This window comes from Actinomycetospora succinea (assembly GCF_004363095.1).
GTDB classification, from domain to species: Bacteria; Actinomycetota; Actinomycetes; order Mycobacteriales; family Pseudonocardiaceae; genus Actinomycetospora; species Actinomycetospora succinea.
The window spans coordinates 185,649-210,471 of record NZ_SNYO01000001.1; the positions used below are offsets into that span (position 1 = coordinate 185,649).

Below are 24,823 nucleotides of genomic sequence, written 5' to 3' on the forward strand. Positions count from 1 at the left end.
GGAGGGGCGCGCCCGGGCCCGGGCCCGGCCCCGCGACGGTGCCGGGAACACGATCGGTGCGCGTGCGTCATCCCCGTCGTGGACGATGGAGCGTGACGGAACAGGAGGGAACCACCACCATGACCCGCATCGTCATCCTCGGCGGGGGACCGGCGGGATACGAGGCGGCGCTGGTCGCCGCCCAGCACGAGGCCGACGTCACGGTCGTCGAGCAGGACAGCCTCGGCGGCAACTGCGTCGCGTACGACTGCGTCCCGTCCAAGACCTTCATCGCCTCCGCCGGCGTGCGCGCCGGCTTCCGGCACACCGCCGAGATGGGTGTCGACGTCGACGACCCGCGGGTCGACCTGCCGCGCGTCAACAGCCGGGTCCACGGCCTGGCCCTCGCCCAGTCGGCGGACGTCCACTCGACGCTGCAGGCCGCCGGCGTGCGCGTGGTCAAGGCCCGCGCGTGGTTCGAGGAGAGCGACCGCACCAGCGCCACCCACGACGTCTGCATCGCCCACCCCGACGGCACCACCGAGACGATCACCGCCGACGTCGCCCTCATCGCCACCGGCGCCTCGCCGCGGGTGCTGCCCGACGCCGCGCCGGACGGCAGGCGCATCCTCACGTGGCGCCAGATCTACGACCTCGACACGCTGCCCGAGCACCTCGTGGTCGTCGGGTCCGGCGTCACCGGCGCCGAGTTCGTGTCGGCGTACGCCGAGATGGGCGTGGCCGTGACGCTGATCTCCAGCCGCGACCGGGTGCTGCCGCACGAGGACCCCGACGCCGCGGGCACGCTCGAGGAGGTCTTCACCGAGCGCGGCGTGCGGATCGAGCCGCGCTCGCGGGCCGAGAAGGTCGTCGCCACGGCCGAGGGGGTGCGCGTCACGCTCACCGACGGCCGCGAGGTCGAGGGCTCGCACGCCCTGATGACCGTCGGCTCGGTGCCCAACACCGACGACATCGGCGCCGCCAACATCGGGCTGTCCCTCACCGACAGCGGTCACATCACGGTCGACCGGGTCTCGCGCACCGACGTGCCCGGCGTGTACGCGGCCGGCGACTGCACGGGGCTGCTCCCGCTGGCGTCGGTCGCGGCGATGCAGGGCCGCATCGCCATGTGGCACGCGCTGGGCGAGGGCGTCGCGCCGCTGCGTCTCAAGACGGTCGCGTCGGCGGTGTTCACGCGCCCCGAGGTGGCGACGGTCGGCATCAGCCACGCCCAGGTCGAGAGCGGCGAGTTCTCGGCCCGCGAGGTGATCATGCCGCTGGGCACCAACCCGCGCGCCAAGATGTCGGGGCTCCGCGAGGGCTTCGTCAAGATCTTCTGCCGGCCGGCGACGGGTGTCGTCATCGGCGGCGTGGTCGTGGCGCCGGTGGCCAGCGAGCTGATCCTCCCGCTGGCCATGGCGGTTCAGAACAACCTCACCGTCGGCGACCTCGCCCACACGTTCTCGATCTACCCCTCGCTGTCGGGGTCGGTGACCGAGGCCGGGCGGCGGCTGATGCAGCACGACGATCTCGACTAGACCTGCTGTACCCGGTCCCGCAGCGCGCGGCGGCCGGTGATCCGCAGCTTCCCGTAGACGTTGCGCAGGTGGTACTCGACGGTCTTCGCCGACACGAACAGCTCGGCGGCGATCTCGGGGTTGGTCCACCCGCGCCCGACGAGGCCGGCGATCTCACGCTCGCGGTCCGACAGCCCGTCGGTCCAGCGGCCGGGCTCGTCGGCGGGGTCGGCGGCCCCGTCGGCGGCGACGTCGCCGTCGGCGCGGGCGCGGTCCAGGAACGGCCGGGCGCCGAGGCGGGCGAAGGTCCGGCAGGCCTGGGCGAGCACCACGCGCCCGACGGCGGGCTCGCCGACGCGCAGCAACAGGACGCCGTAGGCGTGGCGCAGCCGCGCGCGGTACCACGCGGGCTCGCCGCCCTCGGACGGGATCGCCAGCCCGTCCTCGAAGAGCCGGCACGCCAGCGCGATGTCCCCGCGCGCCGCGGCGAGCCGCCCGCCCACCCAGGCGCGCGCCACGGGCAGGCAGCTGCCCCGCACCGGCACGCGCGCGAGCTCGTCGATCGAGCGCTCCGCCTCCTCCCACCAGCCGAGGTCGATCTGGCTGTCGGCGATCGCCGGGAGCCACCAGCCCGACAGCAGGCGGACCCGGTCGGCCTCGATCGCGCCGGGGGTCAGCGCGGTCAGCGCGTCGAGGACCTCCCCGGGGCGGCCCGCGGCCTGGGCGATGGCGCCGTGGGCGAGGGCGAGGTGGACGCGCGGGCCGAGGAAGTCGGCGGCCTCGGCGCGCTCGGTGGCCACCGCGAGGTCCGCCCGCGCGGCGGCCTCCTCGCCGCGCCCGGCGTGCAGGATCGCCGACAGGGAGCGCAGGGCGGCGTGGTCGAAGCTGCGGCCGTGCTGGTCGGCGCCCGCCATCGCGATCTCCAGCGCGCGGCGCGCCGCGTCCCACTCGCCGAGCAGGTAGTGGCACCACACGAGGTGCAGGTCGGCGGCCATCCCGAGGAACCGGGTGAACGGGGTGCGGCGGCGCGCGGCGACGGTGAGGTCGGCGACGGCGGGGTCGAGGCGGCCGACCAGCCCCGAGAGGATGCCGCGCTGGGTGAGCGCCGGGAGCTGGGGCGGCGCCGCGTCGACGGGGCGCTCGGGGAGGAAGCCGAGCGTGTCCAGACCGGCGGGCGCCCCCGCGGTGAGCGCCGTCCCGGCGGCCACGAAGGCGCGCGCGACCGCGCACAGCCGCGGCAGGCCGGGCTGGTCGCGCAGCGCCTGCTCGGCGGCGGCCGTCGCGGCCTCGCCGTTGCCGAGGTGGGAGTGCACGTAGGCGAGCTCGACGTCGATGCGGGCCCGCAGCTCCGAGCCCGCCGGCGCCTCGTCGCGCGCCACGAGCAGCAGGTCGCGCGCCCCGGCCACCTCGTCGCGGCAGAACGCGAGCAGCCCGCGGATCTCCGAGCGCGCCGCCGAGTCGGGCAGGCGCTCGACCGCCTCGGTGTGCTGGAGCGCGTCGCCCTCCCGCGCGGCGTAGACGAGCAGGCGGACCGCGTCGATCAGCCGCCGCCCGGCGAGGCCGTCGTCGTCGCTGCACTCGCAGGCCCACTCCAGGTACTCGGCGGCGGGCACCAGGTCGCCCCGATCGATCGCCTCGGTCGCCGCCGCGTCGAGGGCGTCGGCGAGGTCGGGGTCCGGGCCGTCGGTGGCGCCGACGAGGTGGCGCCAGCGCACGCTCCCGCCGGTGAGGTCGGCAGCCGCGCGGTGCAGGGCGCGCCGGCGGTCCGCGGGCGTGCCGGCGTAGACCGTGTCCCGCAGCAGCGGTGACGGGAACGTCAGGTGCTCGCCGGTCTCGTCGGCCTGGCGCACCGCGAGCCCCGCGTCGACGAGCTGGGCGGCGCACGTTGGGGCCTCGGGGCCGGCCAGCTCGGTCAGCGCGGTGAGCGGGGCCGGGTCGCCGAACGCCGCCATCGCCTCGAGCACCCGGCGGGGGCCGTCGGGGAGGGCGTCGAGCCGGGCGCGCAGCGCGGCGGTCATGGTGCCGGGCGGGCGGGGGCGTCCGAGCCGGTAGCGGTCGGGCAGGTCCGACTCCGCGAGCACCGCCCCGACGTGCAGCGGGTTGCCCGCGGTCTCCTCGTGCAGGCGCTGCACCGACCACGCCGTCCCGTGGCGCCCGGCGGCCCGGGTGAGGTCGTCGACGTCGGCGACGGTGAGGCCGTCGAGGTGCAGACGGACGGCGTCGTCACCCCACCCGCCGCCGGCCCCGGTGAGGTCGAGCCAGCCGTCGGGGCGGTCGCGGCCGGTCAGCACGGCGAGCACGCGCAGCGGGGTCAGCCGGCGCAGGAGCAGCCGCAGCACGCCGAGCGACTCCGGGTCGGCGCGGTCGAGGTCGTCGACGACGAACAGCACCGGCCCGCGACGGTCCAGGTCCTCCAGCGCGGCGAGCAGCGCGGTGCCGAGGAGGAGCGGGACGTCCGCGGTGCCCGTCCCGCCGGCGGCCCCCACGCAGCGCGCCAGCACCGCGCCGGGCGGCGCCGCGCCGCTGCTCGGGGCCCGGGTGCGGACGAGGGTGAAGTCGGCGAGGCCGGCGGCGAGGCGGTCGACGAGGTCGGACTTGCCGACCCCCGGGGCGCCGTCGAGCAGCACGACCGCCGCGATGCCGCCGCGCACCTGCTCGGCCAGCGCGTCGAGGCGCGCGAGCTCCCCGACCCGCCCCACGGCAGCACGCGTTCCCCCCACCCGGCGATCGTCGCCTGTCATGGCCCCGAGAACTAGGGGATCTGCCTGGGGCACGCGGGCGTCCCCGCGCCGACGCTGGATCTCGTCGCCCGGACGGCGGGGGAGCAGGCGGTGACGGACTCCCCCCGACGTCCGTCGCCACCCGGCGCGGCGCGCCCCCTCGGTGCCGCGTAGCCGTCGTCCGGGCGACACCCCCGCGGACCCGGGAGTGCCCATGATCACCATCGTTGACCCGGTCTCGACCGGCCGTGAGCTCTCCGCGTCGTTCGTCGAGCGCGGGGTCCTGCCGCTGCACCTCTACCAGCGCCGCTGCGCGCCGGCCTTCGAGGCCGACACCCACCCGCACACTCTGCTCGTCGACGACCCGCGCGAGGCGCTGGGCGACCTCGCGGCCCGCGGGGTCACCGCGATCGTCGCGGGCAGCCACGGAGCGGTCGACGCGGCCGACGGGCTGTCCCACGCGCTCGGCCTGCCCCACCACGACGCCGCGACCGCCGCCGCGCGCCTCGACGGGCAGGCGCGGACCGAGGCGCTGCGCGCCGCCGGCCTCCCGGTCGCCGAGGGCCGGACCCGGGGCCCGCTGTTCGTCGTCAACACGGTCAGCGCGGGCGGGCGCCACGTGCTCGGCGACCTGCAGGCGGTGCGCGTGGACCGCGTCGCCGGCGGGCCGGTCGAGCGGCACACGGTGCTGATCCGCCGGGCGAGCGAGGTGCACGTCGCCGTCGTCGCCCACGTCAGCCACTGCCTGGACGCGCTCGGCGTGCGGGAGGGTCCCGCGCACACCGCCGTCCGGATGACCGCGGACGGGCCGCGCCTGGTGGGCTTCGCGCCGACGCTCACGCCGGCGTCGCAGGACCCGTCACTGCACCGCCCGGCGCTCGGCTACAGCCACGCCGACCTCGCCGCCGAGCGCTTCGCCGACCCGGCCGCGTTCGCGCTGCGGTTCACCGACCCCTACCGGCCCGACGCCTCGGTCGCGACCGTGCCGCTGTTCGTGCCGGCCACCGGCGTCGTCGCGGCCCGGCCCGGGCTCACCGCGCTCCGTGCGCTCCCGGGTTTCCACCGCGCCGAGGACCTGCTCGAGGTCGGCGACCCCGTGCACGGGAACGGCCCCGCCGGGACGGTGTATCTCCGCCATCCCGACGAGGCCGTTCTCCGACGCTCGCTGAAGCAGCTGCACCACCTCGAGGAACGAGGGCAGCTCTACTCCCTGATTCCTACGCCCAGTCGAACGTGCGGGTGACCGCCTTCTTCCACTCGGCGTAGAGCTCGTCGCGCAGCTTGTCGTCCATGCTCGGCGACCAGACCTTGTCCTGGGCCCAGTTGTCGCGGATGTCCTGCTCGGAGCCCCAGAAGCCCACCGCGAGGCCCGCGGCGTAGGCGGCACCGAGGGCCGTGGTCTCGGCGACCACGGGCCGGATGACGTCGACGCCGAGCAGGTCGGCCTGGAACTGCATGAGGACCTCGTTGCCGACCATGCCGCCGTCGACCTTGAGCGCGGTCAGCGGCACGCCGGAGTCGGCGTTCATGGCGTCGATGACCTCGCGGGTCTGGAAGGCCGTGGCCTCCAGGACCGCGCGGGCGATGTGGCCCTTGTTGACGTAGCGGGTCAGCCCGACGATCACGCCGCGGGCGTCGGCGCGCCAGTACGGCGCGAACAGGCCGGAGAACGCCGGCACCACGTAGGCGCCGCCGTTGTCGTCGACCGACTTGGCGAGCTCCTCGATCTCCGGGGCCGACGAGATCATGCCGAGGTTGTCGCGCAGCCACTGCACCAGCGAGCCGGTGACCGCGATCGAGCCCTCGAGCGCGTACACCTGCGGCGCGTCACCGATCTTGTAGCAGACGGTGGTGAGCAGGCCGTTCTTCGACTCGACCTTCTCCGTGCCCGTGTTGAGCAGCACGAAGTTGCCGGTGCCGTAGGTGTTCTTGGCCTCGCCGGGGCTCAGGCAGGCCTGGCCGAAGGTGGCCGCCTGCTGGTCGCCGAGGATGCCGGCCACCGGCACGTCGGCGAACGTGCCGCGGGCGCGGATGGGGCCGTAGGTCTCGGACGACGACCGGATCTCCGGCAGCATCGCCATCGGGACACCGATCTCCTCGCAGAGCTGCGGGTCCCACTCGAGGGTGTCGATGTTCATCAGCAGCGTGCGCGACGCGTTGGTCGGGTCGGTGACGTGCAGGCCGCCCTCGTTGCCGCCGGTGGCGTTCCAGAGCACCCAGGTGTCCATCGTCCCGAACGCGAGCTCGCCGCGCTCGGCCCGCTCGCGGGCGCCGTCGACGTTGTCGAGGATCCAGCGGGCCTTGGGGCCGGCGAAGTACGTGGCCAGGGGCAGGCCGGTCTTCGCGCGGTAGCGCTCGGCGCCGCCGCCGAGCGCGCCGAGCTCGTCGCAGATCGCCTGGGTGCGGGTGTCCTGCCAGACGATCGCGTTGTGGATCGGCTCGCCGGTCGCCTTGTCCCAGATGACCGTGGTCTCGCGCTGGTTGGTGATGCCGACGGCGGCGATCTGGTCGGCGTTGATGTCGGCGCGGGCCAGCGCACCGCCGCAGACCTGGCGCGTGTTGCCCCAGATCTCCGCGGCGTCGTGCTCGACCCACCCTGCCTTCGGGAAGATCTGCTGGTGCTCGAGCTGGTCGACCGCGACCACGTGGCCGGAGTGATCGAAGATCATGCACCGGGTCGACGTCGTGCCCTGGTCGATCGCGGCGACGTACTGCGTCATGCCTGGTCTCCTGGCGATGTCGGGAGGATCGATGTCGTGGAGGGAGGGCCGTCGCCCGTCGGCGACGGTCCGGTCAGCCCGTCTTGACGGGCGCGATCAGCGCGACGAGCGCCGCGAGCACCGCGCCGACGAGCGGCGCGACGACCGGCACCCACGAGTAGCCCCAGTCGGGCTTGCCCTTGCCGCGGATCGGCAGCACCGCGTAGGCGATGCGCGGCCCGAGGTCACGGGCCGGGTTGATCGCGTAGCCGGTCGACCCACCGAGGGCCTGGCCGATGCCCATGACGACCGCGGCCGCGGCACCGTAGATCGCCGGGCTGCTGCCGTAGGGGTTGACCAGCAGGAACAGCACCAGGGCGAACGTCGCGATCATCTCGGTGACGAAGTTCCACGCCGGCTTCTTGATCGGCGGGTTGGTCGAGAAGATGTTCAGCGTCCCCGAGTTGTCCTCGTTGGCGTCGAACTGCAGCTTGTAGACCAGCCAGGCGAGGACGGCACCGACGAAGGCACCCAGGAACTGGCCGATCAGGTAGAACGGCACCTGGCCCCAGGGCGTCCCGCCGTTGATGGCGCTGGCCAGGGTGACGGCGGGGTTGATCGCGCCGCCCGAGGCGTCCGCGATGCTCGCGCCGGCGAACACGCCGAAGCCCCAGCCAAAGGTGATCAGCACCCACGATGCCGTGTCCCCGTCGGCGTTCGTGCGGGTCAGCAGCACGTTGGCCACGACCCCACAGCCGAAGAGGAGCAGCACCATGGTGCCGAGGAACTCCGAGAGAATGATGCTTCCGGCACCCACGAGGACTCCCTGTCGACGGCGACCCGGCCTCTGCGACACGCTCGTCCGGTGCTCCCCCCGCGGGTCCTGGGCGCGCGTTGATCGCGAACGCTAGTGGCGCGGTTCACCGTGTGTCCATGTTCCGCGCGGATCTCGGGGGTGACGAGGTGATTCGGCGGGCATCCGACCACCAGGACGGAGCAGACGGCTGCCCCGCGTGCTCGGTGCCGAGGGCCGCGTTACCGCGTTAGCGTGAGTGGGAGCGCCCTCGGGTCGCCGATGACGGCACGACCGGCACGCTGTGGTGACGACAACGAACGAGAGGGGTCGGACGTGGGCGCGCAAGACGGGGGAACGACCGGGGCCGGCACGGCGGGGGAGGCGCAGGCCGAGGCGCTCGACGCGGCGGCGGAGCCCGCCCGTCTGGGACCGGCGTCGCGGGAGCGCGCGTGGGATCGGCTCGCGTCGGAGAAGTTCGACGTCGTCGTGGTCGGCGGCGGCGTGGTCGGCACGGGCGCGGCGCTGGACGCGGCGACCCGGGGCCTGAAGGTCGCCCTCGTCGAGGCGCGCGACCTGGGCTCGGGGACGTCGAGCCGGTCGTCGAAGCTCTTCCACGGCGGGCTGCGCTACCTCGAGCAGCTCGACTTCGGGCTGGTCCGCGAGGCGCTGCGGGAGCGCGAGCTCAACCTGACGCGCCTCGCCCCGCACCTGATCAAGCCGGTCAGCTTCCTCTACCCGCTGACCAAGCACTGGGAGCGTCCGTACGTCACCGCCGGCGTGACGCTCTACGACACGATGGGCGGCAAGAGCTCGCTGCCCCACCAGAAGCAGCTCACCCGCTCGGGCGCGCTGCGCATGGCGCCGGCGCTCAAGCGCAGCGCCCTGGTCGGGGCCATCCGCTACTACGACGCCCAGGCCGACGACGCCCGCCACACCATGACGGTCGGGCGCACCGCGGCCCAGTACGGCGCCGTGGTGCGCACCTCGACCCAGGTCGTCGACTTCCTCCACGAGGTCGACCGGGTCGCCGGCGTGCGCGTCCGCGACGTCGAGACCGGGCGCGAGACCGAGGTCCGCGCGTCGGTCGTCGTCAACTGCACGGGCGTGTGGACCGACCAGATGCAGCACGCCGCGGGCACCCGCGGGCGCTTCCGGGTCAAGGCCTCGAAGGGCGTCCACTTCCTCGTGGCGCGCGACAAGATCCCGTCGGACACCGGCATGATCCTGCGCACCGAGAAGTCGGTCCTGTTCGTCATCCCGTGGCGCAACCACTGGATCGTCGGCACCACCGACACCGACTGGAACCTCGACCTGGCCCACCCCGCGGCCACGCGCAAGGACCTCGACTACCTGCTCGAGCACGTCAACTCGGTGCTGGTCACGCCGCTGACCCACGACGACATCGAGGGCGTGTACGCGGGCCTGCGCCCGCTGCTCGCCGGCGAGAGCGAGGAGACCTCGAAGCTCTCCCGCGAGCACGCCGTGTCGCGGGTCATGCCGGGCCTCGTGGCGATCGCGGGCGGCAAGTACACGACCTACCGCGTGATGGCCGCCGACGCGATCGACGCCGCGTCCGAGGACATCCCGACCCGCGTCGCCCCGTCGGTCACCGACCGGGTGCCGCTCGTCGGGGCCGACGGCTACTTCGCGCTGGTCAACCAGGCCGAGCAGCTGGGCGTGCGCCACGGGCTGCACCCGCACCGCGTGCGCCACCTGCTCGACCGCTACGGCTCGCAGCTGCACGGCCTGCTCGCCATGGCCGACGACGACCCGTCGCTGCTCGAGCCGGTGCCGGCCTCGCCGGACTACCTGCGCGTGGAGATCGCCTACGCGGTCGCCTACGAGGGCGCGATCCACCTCGACGACGTCCTCACCCGGCGCACCCGCATCTCGATCGAGTACGCCCACCGCGGCGTCGACTCGGCCGAGGCGGTCGGCGCGCAGATGGCGCCGCTGCTGGGGTGGACCGACGAGCAGCGCGACCTCGAGGTCCGCTCGTACATCGAGCGGGTCCAGGCCGAGCGCGACTCGCAGTCGGTCGACACCGACATCGAGGCCGACAAGCTGCGCGTCGCGGCGCCCGACCCGCGGGCCCCGCGCCTCGCGGCGCTCGGCACCGGCTGACCGCTCCTCCCGCCGAACCCTCCCGCGAGGAGCGAGGGACTCCCCGGCTGCGTGGGACGCAGCGAGGGAGTCCCTCGCTCCTCGTCGGGGCGCGCGGACGGGCGAGCAGGGACGCCGGACGCGCGGCACTGGTCGCGTCCGGTGCCGGGCGCTGGAGTGGTCGCATGACGACGACCCTGGTCCCGGCGGTGACGCTCCTCGCCGGCGTGCTCTCTGCCCTGCTCGCGGGGCTCTACCTCGCGTTCTCGCTGTCGATCATGCCGGCGCTGGCCCGGCTGCCCGACGCCACGCTGGTGTCGGTGATGCAGACGATCAACCGCGTGATCGTGCGCCCGGCGTTCGCGGTGGTGTTCGCCGGCGCCCCGCTGGTCGCCGTGGTGGCGCTCGTGCTGGCCCTGGTGGCGGGCGCGCCGGTGCTCGACGTCCTGGTCGGAACGCTCCTGCAGGTCGCATCCGTGGCCATCACGGGCGCGGTCAACATCCCGCTGAACAACGCCCTCGACCGCGCCGACCCGGACGACGTCGGTGACGTCGCCCGGGCCCGCGAGGCGTTCGAGCGGCCGTGGGGGCGGGCGCACGGGGTGCGCACCGCGGCGACCACCTTGGGGGCCGTCGCTCTCCTGGCCGCGCCGCTGCTGTGACGGGTCAGCCGCCGGCGACCGGCGTCGACGGGGTGCTGGTGTCGACGTCGTCGGACGGCCCGCCCGCCGGGGCGTGGGCGGACTTCGGCCGCACCATGAACGACACCCCGACGGCGATCAGTCCGATGACCCCGGCCGCCATGAAGGCGAGCCGCAGACCGGACGCGTCGGGCGCGCCGGTGGCCGACCCGAGCGCCGCGATCGTCACGAAGCCCGCCGTACCGGCGGCGCCCGCGACCTGCTGCAGGGTGGTCAGGATCGCGCTGCCGTGCGAGTAGAGGTTCTTGGGCAGCACCGCGAGGCCCTCGGTGAGCAGCGGCGTCATCATGAGGCCGAGCGACACCATCAGCAGGATGTGCACGCCGATGACCATCCACAGGGCCGCCCCGGCGCCGAGCGCGGCGAGCAGCCACATCGACGTCGCGAGCCCGATGGCGCCCGGGATGACGAGCGGGCGGGCGCCGACGCGGTCGAACAACCGGCCCACCGGGCGCCCCATGAACCCGAGCACGAGGCCGCCGGGCAGCACCGCGAGACCTGTCACCGCCGCGCTCACGCCCAGCACGGTCTGCAGGTAGATCGGCAGCAGGATCGCCCCGGCGCCGAGCAGCGACATGAACAGCAGCGCCGAGAGCACGATCGCGACCACGAACGGCTTGTGGCCGAACGGGCGCAGGTCGAGCAGCGCGGACTCGGTGCGCTGGAGCTGCCTCTGGCGCAGCACGAACGTCGTCAGCGCGACGGCGCCGACGACCAGCGCGGCCCACGGCGGGACCAGGCCGTTGCCGCCACCGTGGCCCAGCGTCGAGAGCCCGTAGACGATGCCGCCGAAGGCGAAGAACGACAGGACCACCGACAGCAGGTCGAGCGGCGTGCGGCGCGTCTCGCTGGAGAGGCGGAAGAGCACGAAGCCGACGGCCAACGCGGCCACCGACAGCGGCAGGACGCTCCAGAACATCCAGCGCCAGTCGAGCGAGGCGAGGATCAGCCCGCCGATCGTGGGACCGATGGCCGGGGCCACGGCGATGACGATCGAGATCGTGCCCATGGTGGCGCCGCGCCGGTCGGCCGGGATGAGCCGCATCACCGACGTCATGAGCAGCGGGATCATCACCGCGGTGCCCGACGCCTGCACGATGCGGCCGGCGAACAGCAGCGGGAAGCCCGGCGAGAGCGCGCAGATCAGCGTGCCGAGGCTGAACAGCGTCATCGCGGCCAGGAACACCTGGCGCGGCGTGAACCGGTTGAGGATGTAGCCCGTGGTCGGGATGACCACGCCCATGGTCAGCAGGAACCCGCTGGTCAGCCACTGCACCGTGGTGGCCGAGACCCCCAGGTCGCCCGTGAGGTGCGGCAGGGCCACGCTGAGGATGGTCTCGTTGAGGATCATGACGAAGGCCGAGACGACCAGCGTCATGATGATCACCATGGGACGCGTCGGCGTCTCCTGGCGGGTTCCGGACGGGCCGGTCATCGTTCCCCCTCGCGGCGGCGGCCGTGGCGGTCACGGGCCGGTCTCCAGAGCATCACACGCCCCCCTGACAGGCGAACGGGTTTCGCCCGGGGGCGACCGACCCCACGACAGCGAGCGACCGGCCGACGAGGTGCGCAACGCCTGGTCGCGGACCCGTGTTCCCGATCGTGACGGATTGCGCCGAGCGCGAAATCCTCAGCGCTCGTGGCGGTGGGAGATGACGGCCACCCCGGCGATCACGATCGGCACGAGGATGAAGATCCACGGGAAGCGGCCCCCGCTGACCGCGAACAGCAGCGCCGCCACCGCCGGCGTCAGCAGGGAGATCAGCCCGGCGTGCCGCGCGATCGTCGCGCCGGCGGGCGCGACGAGCTCGGGCAGCTCCGGGAGCTCGGGCACCGGGCCGGCGCCCCGGCGCTCCGTCGGAGGGGCCTGCGGGGCCTGCGAGGTCGTCGGATAGGCGGGGTGCGGATCGGGGAGGTCGGCGAACAGCGCCTCGAGCTGGGCGCGCGACGTCGCCCGCGACGCGGCGGAGCAGCGGCTGGCGTGCTCGCCGCGCTCGAGGCGCCCGGCGCGGCGGTGCGCGTCGAGCGCCTCCATGGCGAGCTCCCGCTCGTGCGCCCCGACGTCCATGGGGCCAAGTATGCGCGTGCGGGACGCGCAGCGGAGCGGAGCCGGACCCGGCGGGTCAGCTCGCGTCGGGGATCTCGCAGATCACGGCGCCCTGGTTGACGCTCGCGCCGGCCTCGAGGGTGAGGCCGGTGACGACGCCGTCCTTGTGGGCGGTGACCGGGTTCTCCATCTTCATGGCCTCGACGACCACGACGAGGTCGCCCGCCGACACGGTGTCGCCCTCGGAGACCGCGACCTTGACCACGGTGCCCTGCATGGGCGCGGTGATCGCGTCGCCGGAGACCTTAGCGCCGCCGCCGGAGCGCGACCGCTTCTTCTTCGGCGTCGCCGCCCGGGCCCCGCCGCCCCCGCCACCGAGGGCGAGGTCGCCGGGCAGCGAGACCTCGAGGCGCTTGCCGCCGACCTCGACGACGACGGTCTGGCGCGGGGCCGCCTCCTCGTCGTCCTCGGCAGGCGTGGCCTCGAACGGCGGGATCTGGTTGTCGAACTCGGTCTCGATCCAGCGGGTGTGCACGAGGAACGACTCGGCCCCGTCGGGGGCGACGAACGCGGGGTCGCGCAGCACGGCCTTGTGGAACGGGATGACGGTGGGCAGGCCCTCGACGACCAGCTCCTCCAGTGCGCGCTTCGAGCGCGCGATGGCCTGCTCGCGGTCCTCGCCGGTGACGATCAGCTTGCCGACCATCGAGTCGAACTGCCCGCCGATGACCGTCCCGGTCTCGACGCCGGAATCGACGCGCACGCCCGGGCCGTCGGGGGCGACGAAGCGGGTGACGGTGCCGGGCGCGGGCAGGAAACCGCGGCCCGCGTCCTCGCCGTTGATCCGGTACTCGATCGCGTGGCCGCGCGGCTCGGGGTCGGCGGTGAAGCGCAGGTGCTGGCCCGCGGCGATGCGGAACTGCTCGAGCACGAGGTCGATCCCGCTGGTCTCCTCGGAGACGGGGTGCTCGACCTGCAGGCGGGTGTTGACCTCGAGGAACGAGATCGTGCCGTCCTCGCCGACGAGGAACTCCACCGTGCCGGCGCCGGAGTAGCCGGCCTCGACGCAGATGTCGCGGGCGGAGGTGTGGATGCGCTTGCGCTGCTCGTCGGTGAGGAACGGCGCGGGCGCCTCCTCGACCAGCTTCTGGTGGCGGCGCTGCAGCGAGCAGTCGCGGGTGCCGACGACGATGCAGTTGCCGTGCTGGTCGGCCAGGACCTGGGCCTCGACGTGGCGGGGACGGTCCAGGTAGCGCTCGACGAACGACTCGCCGCGCCCGAACGCCGAGACGGCCTCGCGCACCGCGGCGTCGAACATCTCGGCGATCTCGTCGCGCTCGCGGGCGACGCGCATGCCGCGACCGCCGCCGCCGAACGCCGCCTTGATGGCGACGGGCAGCCCGTGCTCGTCGGCGAAGGCGATGACCTCGTCGGCGTCGGCGACCGGGTCCTTCGTGCCGGGCACCAGCGGCGCCCCGGAGCGCTCCGCGATCTTGCGGGCGGTGACCTTGTCGCCGAGGTCGTTGATGGCCTGCGGTGACGGGCCGATCCAGATCAGCCCGGCGTCGATGACGGCCTGGGCGAAGTCGGCGTTCTCCGAGAGGAAGCCGTAGCCGGGGTGCACGGCGTTGGCGCCGGAGTCCCGCGCGGCCTGGAGCAGCTTCTCGATGTCCAGGTACGACTCGGCGGCGGTCTCGCCGCCCAGCGCGAAGGCCTGGTCGGCGAGGCGCACGTGCGGGGCGTCGCGGTCGGGGTCGGCGTAGACGGCGACGCTCGCGAGCCCGGCGTCGGCGCACGCGCGCACCACGCGGACCGCGATCTCGCCGCGGTTCGCCACCAGGACGGTGTGCAGCGGGTCGAACCCCGTGGGGGCGGACGCGGCCATCGGTTGACCTCCTGGGGACGACGCTGAGCCGGGGTCGGTCGGGGCAGTGTAGGGGCGGCCGGACGGGTGCCCGGTCGGGTCACTCTCTCGTACTCGACGCCGGAACGTCGCGGGCGTGGGCGTGGTCATGACCACATACGGGTCCGAGGGTCCCACGCACCGTGACCGCTCGCCCGGCTGCGGATCACACTCCGGGCGCGGCTACCGTCGGCGACCGATGCAGCCTTGGTGGTGGCGGTCGGTGGCCGCGTGCGCGTGCGTGCTGGTGCTCTCCGGCCTCGTCGCGGTGATCGCGGGCGCGGTCGGGGCCGACCGGGCGACGGCCGTGCGCCTGGCCGGTGAGGAGGTCCCGGCGGCGGCACCCGCCCCTCCGCCGCGGGAGTCGTCCCCCGCGCCGGCCCCGGAGCGCCCGCGTCCCGCGCCGGAGCGGGGCCAGCGGGTGCCCGACGCGGTCACCGCCACGACCCTGGCCGTGCTGCCGGGCTGGCGGGTCGCGCCGGACCAGGACGTCATCGAGGTGCCGGCGGGCCGCTTCGAGGACGCGACGATCCTGCGGCGCGGCGCGAACACGGTTGTCCTGGTCGGGGTCGCGGACCCCGCCCGCGTGCCGCCCCGGGCCGGCCGGGTCGACCCGCGCCAGGACGCGGCGCTCGACGCGGAGGCCCGGCGCCTGGTCGACGCCTACGTCGAGCAGCTCGCCCCCGGCGCGGACACCGCCGCCCTCACCGACAACGCCGAGCCCGTCGCCGCGCTGCCCACCCGCACCTCGGTGCGCCGGGTCGAGGGCGGCCCGCTGGACGGGGCGCTGGTGCGCGTCAGCACGATCGCCGCGCCCGGCCGGACGCTCGCGGTGCTCGCCGTGGCCCGCCCGTCGCCGACGGTCGGCGAGGACGGCGACGCCGCCGACGCGGTGGTGCGCTCGCTGCGCGTCGACCCGGCCTGAGCGCCGTGATCGCCGTCCCGGTGACGATCCCGGTCGAATCTGACGGCGTTCGTCACCGAGACGGCGATCATGACCCTGGCGGCCCCGCCGCGCGGCATGTCGCGACATCGAGGATGTGGCGATCCTGGCGTTCAACGTCAGCGTGGCCGCCACGCTGACTCACCCCCCGAGAACCTCAGCCGGCCCAGAGCGCGTCGACGCCGACGCCGATCTCGGCGAGCAGGCGGCGGGTCAGCGGGAGGCTGAGGCCGACGACGTTCGAGGGGTCGCCCTCGATGCCTTCGACGAACCAGCCGCCGCGGCCGTCGAGGGTGAACGCGCCGGCGACGGCCAGCGGCTCACCGCTCGCGAGGTAGGCCTCGAGCTCCGCGGTCGTGGGGTTGCCGAACGCGACCGCCGTCGTGGCGTGCCCGGCGACCTCGCGCCCCGGGACACCGCCGGTGACCTGCACCAGCGCGTGCCCCGTGAACAGCTCCGCCGTGCGCCCGGCCATCTGGTCCCAGCGCCCGCGCGCGGCGTCGGTGGTGCCGGGCTTGCCGACCATCTCGCCCTCGAGGTGCAGCATCGAGTCGGCGCCGACGACGACGCAGTCCGGCACGGCCCCGGCGACCCGGGCGGCGACCGTCCGGGCCTTGGCCAGCGCCAGGGCCTGCACCCGGTCGGTCGGGGAGGCCTCGTCGCCGAGCTCGGCGAGGAGGGCGTCCTCGTCGACGTCGGAGACCTCGACGAGGGGTTCGACCCCGGCGCCGCGCAGGATGGCCAGCCGGGCGGGGGACGCGGACGCGAGCACCAGACGCACGGGGCGGCACCCTACGTCGGCGGCTCCGATCCGACCCGACGGGCGACCCCCGCGAGGATCGAGATGTGCGTCGGCCGCTCGAAGCCCCGCCACCGGCTGACGTCGACGACACCCGGCTCGGCGAGCTCGAACCCGTCGAAGAGCGCCGTGATCTCCTCGCGGGATCGCAGGTGCCCGCCCCGCGGGGTCGCGGCGTACGCCTCGTGGATGCCGGCGAGCTCGGTCTCGGAGAGGCCCTCGGAGCTGCCCGCCGAGAGCACGAGGAACGAGCCCGGGACCATCCGGCGCCGGAAGTGCCCGAGGATGCGCTGCGGCTCGTCGTCGGGGGAGAAGTGCAGGACGGCGACGAGCAGCACGCCGACCGGCCGGCTGAAGTCGATCAGCCGCTCGACGTCGGGGTGCGCGGTGATCGCCTCGGGATCGTGCATGTCCGCCTCGACCACGGCGACCGCGCGGTCCTCGGCGAGCAGCGCCCGGGCGTGGGCGAGCACCACGGGGTCGTCGTCGACGTAGACCACGCGGGCGTCGGGGTGGGTCCGGCGCGCCACCTCGTGCACGGTCGGCGCGGTCGGGATCCCGGTGCCGATGTCGACGAACTGCGTGATCCCGGCGGCGGCGAGGTGCTCGACGGCGCGGACGAGGAACGCGCGGTTGTTGCGCGCGAGCTGGCGCTGGTCGGGGTGGCTCGCGATCACCGCCTCGGCGGCCTCGCGGTCGGCGGCGAAGTTGTCCTGCCCGCCGAGGTAGTAGTCGTACATCCGGGCCGGCGACGGCACGTCGCTGTCGAACCCCTCGGTCACCGTAGGCCCCCGCACACGGCGCCACCGTAGCCGGGCCACGACCTCGCCCCCGTCACTGCTCACGCGCCTCAGCGTCGCAGGCGGCGCGCCGAGTCGGTGTGGGCCGGCGCTCGGCGCGCCCTCACCCCGGGCGGGTGATGCCTCGACCCCGCGCTCCCCGGGACGGTCGCTGTCCTGACGAGTGCAGGGAGGAACCTCGATGCCACGCGACGTGCTCCTGACCGTGGTCAACGCGTTCGGCCTGCTGTTCGCGATCCTGAACTCGTTCACGCTCGGTCTGCGGCTGAGGGTCGGGCGCGAGCTGGCGCAGTTCTTCCGGCAGTGGCAGCTGGCCGTCCGGGTGCTCGTGGTCAACTTCGTGGTCCTGCCGGTGCTCGTCATCGGCTTCGCGGCCCTCGCGCCGATGAACGCCGACATCAAGATCGGCTACTGCATCGTCGCCCTCGCCGCGGGGGCGCCGTTCGCGCCGGCGCTCACCCGGCTGGCCCGGGGCGACGCCGGACTGTCCACGGCGCTGTTCCTGGTGATGGTGGCGGTGACGGTCGTCGTGGTGCCGCTCGTGCTGCCGGTCGTCGCCGCCGCCCTGGTGCCCGGCGCGGCGCACCCCGGGGTCTGGGGGCTCGCCTGGCCCCTGCTCACGTTCGTGGTCGTGCCCCTGCTCCTCGGGTGCCTCCTGCGCCTGCGCTACGACGAGGCCGTGGCCGGGTGGGCCCGTCCACTGCTGATCGTGCAGCTCGCCTCCCTGGTCCTGTACGTGAACCTCTTCATCTTCGCGTTCTCGGACCTCTTCGTGGCCGTGTGGTGGCAGGCCTACGCCGCGGCGATCGCGGTCCCGGTCCTGGGGATCGCGTTCGGCGCCTTCATCACCCTCCGGGACCGGGCGGCGCGGCACGCGTCCGTGATCACGACGGCGCAGCGCAGCATCACCGGCGCCATCGTCGTGACCGTCTTCGCCTACACCCAGCCGATGGCGAACGTGTCCGTGACCGTGATCAACACCGTCGGGATCGTGATTCTCCTGGTGCTGGCCCTCGAGTGGCGTCGCGTCACCCCCGAGGAGCCCGCACCGATGGCTGCCGGCGGCCCTCCGGCCCATGACGGCTCCGTCCCCGCGCCGCGCCGGCCCGGCCACGCCAGGTCATGACCGTCAGAGCTGCAGGACCGCCTGCACGTCGAGGTGGATCTGGATCGTCGAGCCGACGACGGGGATGCCGCGGGCGACCATCTGCTGCCAGTTGAGCGTGAAGTGCTCGCGGTGCAGCGACGTCGTCGCGGTGGCGCCGATGCGCGTGCCGTTCCACGACTGCGTGCCCAGGTAGGTGGTGTCGAGGCGGACGTCGTTGGTGCGCCCGCGGATCGAGAGCTCGCCGTCGATCGTCCACGAGTTGCCCGAGCGCACCGCGAAGCGCGTGCTGGAGAACTGCAGCTGCGGGTGGTCGTCGACGGCCAGGAAGTCCTGGGAGCGCAGGTGGGCGTCGCGCTGGGCGTTGTGGGTCTCGATGCTCGCGGCGTCGATGACGACGTCGATGCTCGAGTCCTCGATGTCCTCGGCGATCTGGATCGAGCCGCGGAACCGGGTGAACTGGCCGTAGACGCGGGACAGGGCGATGTGGCGCGCCACGAACCCCAGCCTGCTGTGGGCGTCGTCGATCACCCACTCGCCCGGGGACGGGCGGGTGCTGCCCTGGTCGGCGGCCATCGTCAGCGCGCCGAGCGCCGCGTGGTCCCCGCGCCCGACGATGATGTCGCGGGTCAGCGTGCTGTAGCCGCCGAGGGCCGCACGCAGCGTGTACGTCCCGCTGGGCACGGCCGCGGTGTAGAAGCCGAACGGGTCGGTGACCGCCTCGGTGACCACCCGGCGCAGGCCCCCGGTCTCGATCACGGCCACCGTGACGCCGGGCAGCGGGCGCCCCTCGACGTTGCGCAGCTGCGCGCTGACGAGCCCGCCGGTGGGCGGGATCGGCATCAGGGCGTGGTCGGCGTCGCGGTAGGTCTCGCCGCCGATCGGCGTGCGACGGCGTCGGCGCAGCAGGGCCATCAGGAGGTCACCAGGGGGATCGGGGGTGGGTCAGCGGGGTCGGGCGGAGGCCCGCCAGCCACCGGGGCCCGGCTGCACCGGGGCCCGCACGAGGTCGACGTGACGCGCCCAGCCCGACCGCGGCGTCGCGTCGGGAGCATCCCCGTCAGCACTGCCCCCGCCGCCCGCCGTGGCCAGCACGGCCGTCAGCGCCGCGATCTCCGCGGCGTCGGGCTCGCCGCGCACGATGCGCAGGGTCGGTCGGGCGGGCGCCTCGGGCCCCTCCTCGCTCACAGCGGCACGTTCCCGTGCTTGCGCGGCGGCAGCGTCTCCCGCTTCGTCTCCAGCATCCGCAGCGCCCGGGCGACGTAGCCGCGGGTGTGCGACGGCGGGACGACGGCGTCGACGTAGCCGCGCTCGGCGGCGATGTAGGGGTTGGCGAGGGTGTCCTCGTACTCCTGCTGCAGCTCCGCGCGTCGGGCCTCGACGTCGCCGCCGGACTCCTCGACCTTCGCCAGCTCCTTGCGGTACAGGATGCTCACGGCACCCGAGGCGCCGGTGACGGCGATCTGGGCGGTGGGCCAGGCGATGTTGACGTCGGCGCCGAGGTGCTTGGAGCCCATGACGTCGTAGGCGCCGCCGTAGGCCTTGCGGCAGATGACCGTGACCAGCGGGACCGTGGCCTCCGCGTACGCGTAGATCAGCTTCGCGCCGCGCCGGATGATGCCGTTGTACTCCTGGTCGGTGCCGGGCAGGAATCCCGGCACGTCGACGAAGGTCAGCACCGGGATGTTGAAGGTGTCGCACGTGCGCACGAACCGCGCGGCCTTCTCGCTGGCCCCGATGTCGAGGCAGCCGGCGAGCTGGGTCGGCTGGTTGGCCACGATGCCGACCGGCCGGCCCTCGACACGCCCGTAGCCGGTGACGATGTTGGCTGCGTACAGCGCCTGGACCTCGAGGAAGTCGCCGTCGTCGACGACCCGCGTGATCGCCTCGCGGATGTCGTAGGGCTGGTTCGGCGAGTCGGGCACGAGGGTGTCGAGCTCGAGGTCGACCTCCCCGATGCCGTCGGGGACCGAGCCGGTCTCCTCCTCGCCCGGGATGCGCGGCGGGTCGGTGAGGTTGTTCGACGGCAGGTAGCCCAGCAGCTCCTGCACGTAGGAGATCGCGTCGTCCTCGTCGGAGGCCAGGTAGTGGGCGTTGCCGGAGGTCGCGTTGTGGGTGCGCGCGCCGCCCAGCTCCTCGAACCCGACGTCCTCGCCGGTCACGGTCTTGATCACGTCCGGGCCCGTGATGAACATGAACGACGTCTCGTCGACCATGACCGTGAAGTCGGTGAGCGCGGGTGAGTACACGGCGCCGCCGGCGGCCGGCCCCATGACCAGCGAGATCTGCGGGACGACGCCGGAGGCGTGCACGTTGCGCTTGAAGATCTCGCCGTAGAGCCCGAGGGCGACGACGCCCTCCTGGATGCGGGCGCCGCCGCCGTCGTTGATGCCGACGACGGGGCAGCCGATCTTCATGGCCACGTCCATGACCTTGACGATCTTCTCGCCGTAGACCTCGCCGAGCGCCCCGCCGAACACCGTCGCGTCCTGGGAGAACACGCAGACGGGGCGGCCGTCGACCGTGCCCTGCCCGGTGACGACGCCGTCGCCGTACGGGCGGTTGGCCTCGAGGCCGAAGTTGGTGGAGCGGTGGCGCGCCATGGCGTCGAACTCGAGGAAGCTGCCCTCGTCGAGCAGCAGGTCGATGCGCTCGCGGGCGGTCTTGCGGCCCTTGGCGTGCTGGCGCTCGACGGCCCGCTCGCTGCCGGCGTGCACCACGTCCTCCTGGCGGCGGTGCCAGTCGGCGAGCTTGCCCGCCGAGGTGTGGACGTCGGGCTCGTCCGAGGCGTCCCCGGGCTCCGGCAACGGCTCCGTCGCGGCGGTCATGGCCCGGCACTGTAGCGATCGACCCCGACACGGCCCGGGTCTGCGCCGGGAGGGTGACCAGCGGCACTACCGTGCGCGCTCGTGGCCGCACCCCTGGACGCCGACGCGCTGCGACGCACCCTCGGACCGCCGTCGGGCCCGTGGGCGTCGATCGACGTCGTCACGAGCACCGGCTCGACCAACGCCGACCTGCTGGCCCGGGCGACCGGCCCCGACGCGGCCCCGGACCGCACGGTGCTCGTCGCCGAGCACCAGGACGCCGGGCGCGGGCGCCGCGACCGCGTGTGGGAGGACCGCGCCGGCGAGGGCCTCACGTTCTCGGTGCTGCTGCGACCGCGCGAGATCGCGCCCGAGCGCTGGGGGTGGGCGCCGCTGCTCGCGGGGCTGGCCCTCGTCGGGGCCGTCGGCGAGGTCAGCAGCGTGCCGGCCGCCCTGAAGTGGCCCAACGACCTGCTCCTGGGCGCCGAGCCCGCGGCCAAGGGCGCGGGGATCCTCGCCGAGGTGGGGGGCGGCGACGGCGGCGACCGCGCGCTCGTGATCGGCATGGGTGTCAACGTCGCGACGCCGGCCGCCGACCTGCCCGCGGGCGCCACGTCGCTCGTCGCCGAGGGGGTCGACCCCGGGCGCGACGTCGTGCTCGTCGCCGTCCTGCGGGCGCTGGCCGACCTCGACCGGCGCTGGCGCGACGCGCACGGCGACGTCGTGGCCGCCGGGATCGTCGACGACTACCGCGCGCGCTGCGCCACGCTCGGGCGCGAGGTGGCGGTGACGCTGCCCGGCGACCGCCGACTGGAGGGCCGCGCGGTGGACGTCGACCGGGACGGCCGCCTCGCCGTGCGTGCCCCGGACGGGGACACGACCGTCGTGTCGGCGGGCGACGTCGTCCACGTGCGGCCCGCGGCTCGCTAACCTCGGGGTCGATCCGGGGAGGGGGTGCGCGTGGCCTACCCCGACGGCGTCCTGCGCCGCGGCGAGCACGTCCTCGCCCACCGGCGCCCGCACTGGCGCATGCTCGTGGTCCCGGCGCTCGTGCCGCCGGTCGCCGTGTTCCTCGCCGCGCTGGTCGCGGGGCTGGCGGGCGGCATCGGCGAGGGCTCGACGCGCACGGCCGTGCGGCTCGCCGTCGTGCTGCTGGCGGTGCTCGCGGTCGTCTGGTTCGCGGTCCTGCCGCTCGTGCGCTGGCGCTTCACCCACCTCGTCGTCACCGACCGCCGCCTGCTCGTGCGCGAGGGCGTCCTGACCCGCGAGAGCATCGACGTCGCCGGAGCGACGATCACCGGCGTGCGCACGCGCAGCAGCGGCGTCGACCGCCTGCTCGGGGCCGGCACGCTCGTCGTGTCGACGGCGGGCACCGAGGAGCCGTGGGAGTTCTCCGGGCTGGGTGACGTCGAGCGCCTGGCCTCGCAGGTCGAGGGCGTGGCCGACGACCGCGGCGGGCTGGAGCTCGCCGCGGGGTGGGGGGCGTGGTCGGAGGAGTCGGACGAGGACCCGGAGCCGGACGAGCCGGACGATCTCGACGACGAGGAGCCCGACGAGGCCCCGGAGCCGCCTGCGGTCAGCCGGTGGCGGCGTCGGGCGCGTGCTCGCGCCGCCCGAACATCCCGGTGAAGCGGGCCCGGAACACCTCGGTCGCGCCGTCGCGGGTCAGCGAGCCCGTGAGCGTGATCAGCCCGAGCTGGGGGCGGCTGGCCGAGACCCGCGCGGCGACGACCTCCATGCCCGCCTCGAGCCGGTCGCCCGGGAACACCGGCGCCGGCCAGGCGATCTCGTCGCCGCCGGGGGAGCCCATCGACGCCGAGCGTGACAGGACGCTGTCGACGTAGCAGCGCATCCAGAGCGACGCGGTGAACCACCCCGACGCGCACAGGCCGCCGAAGAGCGACGCGCGCGCCGCCTCGTCGTCGACGTGGAAGGGCTGCGGGTCGAAGCGGCGGTTGAACGCGAGCATCTCGTCGCGGTCGACGACCACGGTGCCGAGCGCGATGCGCCGGCCGGCGGGCAGATCCTCGAACCAGACCTCGGGGGCGGTCACGGCGGTGATCGTGCCACTGGTCGGTGGAACCAGACGATGCACGGCTGCGTCGAACCCGATGTGCGAGCCGGTGAGCTGGCGGGCTGGCTGGCCGCCGCCGGGGTGACCGGCGCGGCCGTCAGCGTCGCCGACGAGGTCGAACGGGCGTGGTGCGTGCGGCCCGTGCCGGGCGAGGACGAGGGGTGGGAGGTGTTCTGGTGCGAGCGTGGTGGGCGCTTCGAGTGGACGCGGTTCGACGACGAGTCGGCCGCCTGCTTCTCGCTGTTCGGGCGGCTGGTGTGGGCGTGGCTGGCGGGGTCGCCCGGCCACCGGCGGACCGTCTAGCGGCGGACGATCTCCAGGGCCGCGTCGTGCAGGTGGCCGTTGGTGGTCAGGGAGTCGCCGCCGTCGGGGCGCGCGGCGCCGGTGAGGTCGGTGAGCCGGCCCCCGGCCTCCTCGACGAGGATCTGCGCGGCGGCGAGGTCCCAGGTGTTGGCCTCGGGCTCCACGGCGACGTCGAGCACGCCCTCGGCGACGAGGCAGTGGTGCCAGAAGTCGCCGAACGCGCGGGTCTCCCAGCAGGCGTGGGCCAGGGCGAGCCAGTGGTCCTGGCGGCCCAGGGTGCGCCAGTGGTCGAGGTCGGTGGTGGATCCGTAGGCGTCCTCGAGCGCGCCGATCCCCGAGACCTGGATGCGCCCCGCCTCGATCCCGCGGGCGGGGTCGCGGGTGTGGGCGCCCTCGCCCGCCGCGGCCCACCAGCGCCGGCCCAGCGCGGGGGCGCTGACCATGCCGACGACGGGGCGCCCGCGCTCGACCAGGGCGACGAGCGTGGCCCACACCGGCACGCCGCGGGAGAAGTTCTTGGTGCCGTCGATCGGGTCGATCACCCAGACCCGCTCCTCGCCGAGGCTGCCGCCGCGCTCCTCGCCGAGCACGGCGTCGCCGGGGCGGTGGGTGGCGAGCTCGGCGCGCAGGCGGTCCTCGCAGGCCGTGTCGGCGTCGGTCACCGGGGTGCGGTCGGGTTTGCGCTCGATGCGCAGATCCACGGCGCGGAAGCGGGGGAGGGTCACCGCGTCGGCGGCGTCGGCGAGGGAGAGGGCGAGGTCGAGGTCGGCGGATGCGCTGGTCGGACCGGCGGAGCACATGGCGGGCGATGGTGCCAGTTCGGTTCCGCAGCGGGGCTAGTGTGGCGAGGTGACCACCGTGCTGCTCGTCGAGGACGACGCGGCGATCGCCGGACCCCTCTCCCGCGCGCTCCAGCGCGAGGGCTACGAGGTCGACGTCGTCGGCGACGGTCAGGCCGCGCTCCACCACGCGGGCGCCGCCGGGCCGGACCTCATGGTGCTGGACCTCGGACTGCCCGGGATGGACGGGCTCGAGGTCTGCCGGCGCGTGCGCGCCGACCAGCCGGACCTGCCCGTGCTCATGCTCACCGCCCGCACCGACGAGGTCGACTTCGTGGTCGGGCTGGACGCCGGCGCGGACGACTACGTGGGCAAGCCGTTCCGGCTCGCCGAGCTCCTGGCGCGGGTGCGGGCGCTGCTGCGCCGCCGCGCGCCCGAGGTGCTCGACGCCGGCGGGGTGCGCCTGGAGCCGTCGGCGCGGCGGGTGACGGTGGACGGGGTCGAGGTCGGGCTGGCGAACAAGGAGTTCGAGCTGCTCCGGGTGCTCATGGCCCACGCCGGCCAGGTCGTGTCCCGCGAGGAGATCCTCCGCGAGGTCTGGAACGACCCCGAGATGAAGACCTCCAAGACCCTCGACATGCACATGTCCTGGCTGCGCCGCAAGCTCGCCGACGACGCGGGCGGCGCGAGCGGCGGCCGGCGCATCAGCACGGTGCGCGGGGTCGGGTTCCGCTTCAACACCTAGGTC

23 protein-coding genes are annotated in these 24,823 nt (G+C 74.5%); 10 read left to right on the top strand and 13 right to left on the bottom strand.

Annotation, left to right across the window (positions count from 1 at the left end):
• The first annotated feature begins 119 nt into the window (after window positions 1-119).
• Window positions 120-1,517: an NAD(P)H-quinone dehydrogenase gene (locus EV188_RS00920; RefSeq protein WP_133824376.1), complete on the top strand. Its 1,398-nt coding sequence runs from the start codon at window positions 120-122 to the stop codon at window positions 1,515-1,517.
• Here EV188_RS00920 and EV188_RS00925 read toward each other — a convergent pair.
• Complete coding sequence (locus EV188_RS00925; protein WP_166659665.1) at window positions 1,514-4,195, bottom strand: helix-turn-helix transcriptional regulator; 2,682 nt, start codon at window positions 4,193-4,195, stop codon at window positions 1,514-1,516. The two genes, EV188_RS00920 and EV188_RS00925, sit on opposite strands and share 4 nt — an antisense overlap.
• A 235-nt stretch (window positions 4,196-4,430) precedes the next feature.
• Here EV188_RS00925 and EV188_RS00930 point away from each other — a divergent pair, with 235 nt between their 5' ends.
• Window positions 4,431-5,459, top strand: coding sequence for a hypothetical protein (locus EV188_RS00930; RefSeq protein ID WP_133824378.1), 1,029 nt, complete (start codon window positions 4,431-4,433; stop codon window positions 5,457-5,459).
• Here the strand turns inward: EV188_RS00930 and glpK are convergent.
• A complete protein-coding gene (glpK, locus tag EV188_RS00935) occupies window positions 5,434-6,936 on the bottom strand; it encodes a glycerol kinase GlpK (RefSeq protein ID WP_133824379.1) in 1,503 nt (500 codons plus the stop codon). The genes EV188_RS00930 and glpK overlap by 26 nt on opposite strands.
• Before the next feature lie 73 nt (window positions 6,937-7,009).
• A complete protein-coding gene (locus EV188_RS00940; RefSeq protein ID WP_133824380.1) occupies window positions 7,010-7,732 on the bottom strand; it encodes an MIP/aquaporin family protein in 723 nt (240 codons plus the stop codon).
• 258 nt (window positions 7,733-7,990) lie between these two features.
• On the opposite strand from EV188_RS00940, the gene EV188_RS00945 reads away from it, so the two are divergent.
• Together EV188_RS00945 and EV188_RS00950 are read left to right on the top strand one after the other, a co-directional pair.
• Window positions 7,991-9,835, top strand: a complete 1,845-nt coding sequence (locus tag EV188_RS00945) for a glycerol-3-phosphate dehydrogenase/oxidase (RefSeq protein WP_133824381.1) — start codon at window positions 7,991-7,993, stop codon at window positions 9,833-9,835.
• A 164-nt stretch (window positions 9,836-9,999) separates the two neighbouring features.
• A complete protein-coding gene (locus tag EV188_RS00950; RefSeq protein WP_133824382.1) occupies window positions 10,000-10,476 on the top strand; it encodes an anthrone oxygenase family protein in 477 nt (158 codons plus the stop codon).
• A 4-nt stretch (window positions 10,477-10,480) separates the two neighbouring features.
• Here EV188_RS00950 and EV188_RS00955 read toward each other — a convergent pair whose 3' ends face one another.
• The 3 genes from EV188_RS00955 to EV188_RS00965 form a co-directional block, all read right to left on the bottom strand.
• Window positions 10,481-11,950: an MDR family MFS transporter gene (locus EV188_RS00955; protein ID WP_133824383.1), complete on the bottom strand. Its 1,470-nt coding sequence runs from the start codon at window positions 11,948-11,950 to the stop codon at window positions 10,481-10,483.
• Between the two features lie 195 nt (window positions 11,951-12,145).
• Entirely contained in the window at window positions 12,146-12,583 is a 438-nt protein-coding gene (locus tag EV188_RS00960) for a DUF1707 SHOCT-like domain-containing protein (RefSeq protein ID WP_133824384.1), read from the bottom strand.
• Between the two features lie 55 nt (window positions 12,584-12,638).
• Window positions 12,639-14,447 (bottom strand): acetyl/propionyl/methylcrotonyl-CoA carboxylase subunit alpha, encoded by a 1,809-nt coding sequence (locus EV188_RS00965; protein ID WP_133824385.1) that lies wholly within the window; start codon window positions 14,445-14,447, stop codon window positions 12,639-12,641.
• A 217-nt stretch (window positions 14,448-14,664) separates the two neighbouring features.
• Between EV188_RS00965 and EV188_RS00970 the strand changes: the two genes are divergently transcribed.
• Window positions 14,665-15,390, top strand: a complete 726-nt coding sequence (locus tag EV188_RS00970; protein WP_133824386.1) for a hypothetical protein — start codon at window positions 14,665-14,667, stop codon at window positions 15,388-15,390.
• A gap of 175 nt (window positions 15,391-15,565) precedes the next feature.
• Here EV188_RS00970 and EV188_RS00975 read toward each other — a convergent pair whose 3' ends face one another.
• Both EV188_RS00975 and EV188_RS00980 read right to left on the bottom strand, forming a co-directional pair.
• Entirely contained in the window at window positions 15,566-16,189 is a 624-nt protein-coding gene (locus EV188_RS00975) for a Maf family protein (RefSeq protein WP_133824387.1), read from the bottom strand.
• An 11-nt stretch (window positions 16,190-16,200) separates the two neighbouring features.
• Entirely contained in the window at window positions 16,201-17,052 is an 852-nt protein-coding gene (locus EV188_RS00980; protein ID WP_243741392.1) for an SAM-dependent methyltransferase, read from the bottom strand.
• A 136-nt stretch (window positions 17,053-17,188) separates the two neighbouring features.
• On the opposite strand from EV188_RS00980, the gene EV188_RS00985 reads away from it, so the two are divergent.
• Window positions 17,189-18,133, top strand: coding sequence for a bile acid:sodium symporter (locus EV188_RS00985; protein WP_133824388.1), 945 nt, complete (start codon window positions 17,189-17,191; stop codon window positions 18,131-18,133).
• Window positions 18,134-18,136: 3 nt separating this feature from the next.
• Here EV188_RS00985 and EV188_RS00990 read toward each other — a convergent pair whose 3' ends face one another.
• The 3 genes from EV188_RS00990 to EV188_RS01000 are packed head-to-tail and all read right to left on the bottom strand — an operon-like array spanning window position 18,137 to window position 20,940.
• Window positions 18,137-19,027 carry a YceI family protein gene (locus tag EV188_RS00990; protein ID WP_243741393.1) on the bottom strand — a complete coding sequence of 297 codons (891 nt, stop codon included), beginning with the start codon at window positions 19,025-19,027 and terminating at the stop codon, window positions 18,137-18,139.
• 30 nt (window positions 19,028-19,057) lie between these two features.
• Window positions 19,058-19,300 carry an acyl-CoA carboxylase epsilon subunit gene (locus tag EV188_RS00995; protein WP_133824389.1) on the bottom strand — a complete coding sequence of 81 codons (243 nt, stop codon included), beginning with the start codon at window positions 19,298-19,300 and terminating at the stop codon, window positions 19,058-19,060.
• Window positions 19,297-20,940: an acyl-CoA carboxylase subunit beta gene (locus tag EV188_RS01000; protein ID WP_133824390.1), complete on the bottom strand. Its 1,644-nt coding sequence runs from the start codon at window positions 20,938-20,940 to the stop codon at window positions 19,297-19,299. The genes EV188_RS00995 and EV188_RS01000 overlap by 4 nt, the downstream gene beginning before the upstream one ends.
• An 81-nt stretch (window positions 20,941-21,021) precedes the next feature.
• On the opposite strand from EV188_RS01000, the gene EV188_RS01005 reads away from it, so the two are divergent.
• Together EV188_RS01005 and EV188_RS01010 are read left to right on the top strand one after the other, a co-directional pair.
• Window positions 21,022-21,849, top strand: a complete 828-nt coding sequence (locus EV188_RS01005; protein WP_133824391.1) for a biotin--[acetyl-CoA-carboxylase] ligase — start codon at window positions 21,022-21,024, stop codon at window positions 21,847-21,849.
• Between the two features lie 30 nt (window positions 21,850-21,879).
• Window positions 21,880-22,548: a PH domain-containing protein gene (locus EV188_RS01010; RefSeq protein ID WP_133824392.1), complete on the top strand. Its 669-nt coding sequence runs from the start codon at window positions 21,880-21,882 to the stop codon at window positions 22,546-22,548.
• Here EV188_RS01010 and EV188_RS01015 read toward each other — a convergent pair.
• Window positions 22,496-22,972, bottom strand: a complete 477-nt coding sequence (locus EV188_RS01015; RefSeq protein WP_243741394.1) for a MaoC family dehydratase — start codon at window positions 22,970-22,972, stop codon at window positions 22,496-22,498. The two genes, EV188_RS01010 and EV188_RS01015, sit on opposite strands and share 53 nt — an antisense overlap.
• 60 nt (window positions 22,973-23,032) lie before the next feature.
• On the opposite strand from EV188_RS01015, the gene EV188_RS01020 reads away from it, so the two are divergent.
• The gene (locus tag EV188_RS01020; protein ID WP_133824393.1) at window positions 23,033-23,296 is read left to right on the top strand and encodes a hypothetical protein; all 264 of its coding nucleotides are present in this window, start codon (window positions 23,033-23,035) and stop codon (window positions 23,294-23,296) included.
• On the opposite strand, the gene hisN is transcribed toward EV188_RS01020, so the two are convergent.
• The gene (gene hisN / locus EV188_RS01025) at window positions 23,293-24,096 is read right to left on the bottom strand and encodes a histidinol-phosphatase (protein ID WP_133824394.1); all 804 of its coding nucleotides are present in this window, start codon (window positions 24,094-24,096) and stop codon (window positions 23,293-23,295) included. The two genes, EV188_RS01020 and hisN, sit on opposite strands and share 4 nt — an antisense overlap.
• Window positions 24,097-24,145: 49 nt before the next feature.
• On the opposite strand from hisN, the gene EV188_RS01030 reads away from it, so the two are divergent.
• Entirely contained in the window at window positions 24,146-24,820 is a 675-nt protein-coding gene (locus tag EV188_RS01030; RefSeq protein ID WP_133824395.1) for a response regulator transcription factor, read from the top strand.
• Window positions 24,821-24,823: the final 3 nt, after the last annotated feature.

What these genes read in the sequence shown, in the direction of transcription:
- EV188_RS00970 (WP_133824386.1), top strand. Translation starts at nt 14,665, where the DNA reads ATGCAGCCTTGGTGGTGGCGGTCGGTGGCCGCGTGCGCGTGCGTGCTG.
- EV188_RS00955 (WP_133824383.1), bottom strand. Translation starts at nt 11,950, where the DNA reads ATGACCGGCCCGTCCGGAACCCGCCAGGAGACGCCGACGCGTCCCATG.
- EV188_RS00960 (WP_133824384.1), bottom strand. Translation starts at nt 12,583, where the DNA reads ATGGACGTCGGGGCGCACGAGCGGGAGCTCGCCATGGAGGCGCTCGAC.
- glpK (WP_133824379.1), bottom strand. Translation starts at nt 6,936, where the DNA reads ATGACGCAGTACGTCGCCGCGATCGACCAGGGCACGACGTCGACCCGG.
- EV188_RS00920 (WP_133824376.1), top strand. Translation starts at nt 120, where the DNA reads ATGACCCGCATCGTCATCCTCGGCGGGGGACCGGCGGGATACGAGGCG.
- EV188_RS00990 (WP_243741393.1), bottom strand. Translation starts at nt 19,027, where the DNA reads ATGGCCCTGCTGCGCCGACGCCGTCGCACGCCGATCGGCGGCGAGACC.
- EV188_RS00930 (WP_133824378.1), top strand. Translation starts at nt 4,431, where the DNA reads ATGATCACCATCGTTGACCCGGTCTCGACCGGCCGTGAGCTCTCCGCG.
- hisN (WP_133824394.1), bottom strand. Translation starts at nt 24,096, where the DNA reads ATGTGCTCCGCCGGTCCGACCAGCGCATCCGCCGACCTCGACCTCGCC.
- EV188_RS00950 (WP_133824382.1), top strand. Translation starts at nt 10,000, where the DNA reads ATGACGACGACCCTGGTCCCGGCGGTGACGCTCCTCGCCGGCGTGCTC.
- EV188_RS00965 (WP_133824385.1), bottom strand. Translation starts at nt 14,447, where the DNA reads ATGGCCGCGTCCGCCCCCACGGGGTTCGACCCGCTGCACACCGTCCTG.
- EV188_RS00945 (WP_133824381.1), top strand. Translation starts at nt 7,991, where the DNA reads ATGACGGCACGACCGGCACGCTGTGGTGACGACAACGAACGAGAGGGG.
- EV188_RS00985 (WP_133824388.1), top strand. Translation starts at nt 17,189, where the DNA reads ATGCCACGCGACGTGCTCCTGACCGTGGTCAACGCGTTCGGCCTGCTG.
- EV188_RS01000 (WP_133824390.1), bottom strand. Translation starts at nt 20,940, where the DNA reads ATGACCGCCGCGACGGAGCCGTTGCCGGAGCCCGGGGACGCCTCGGAC.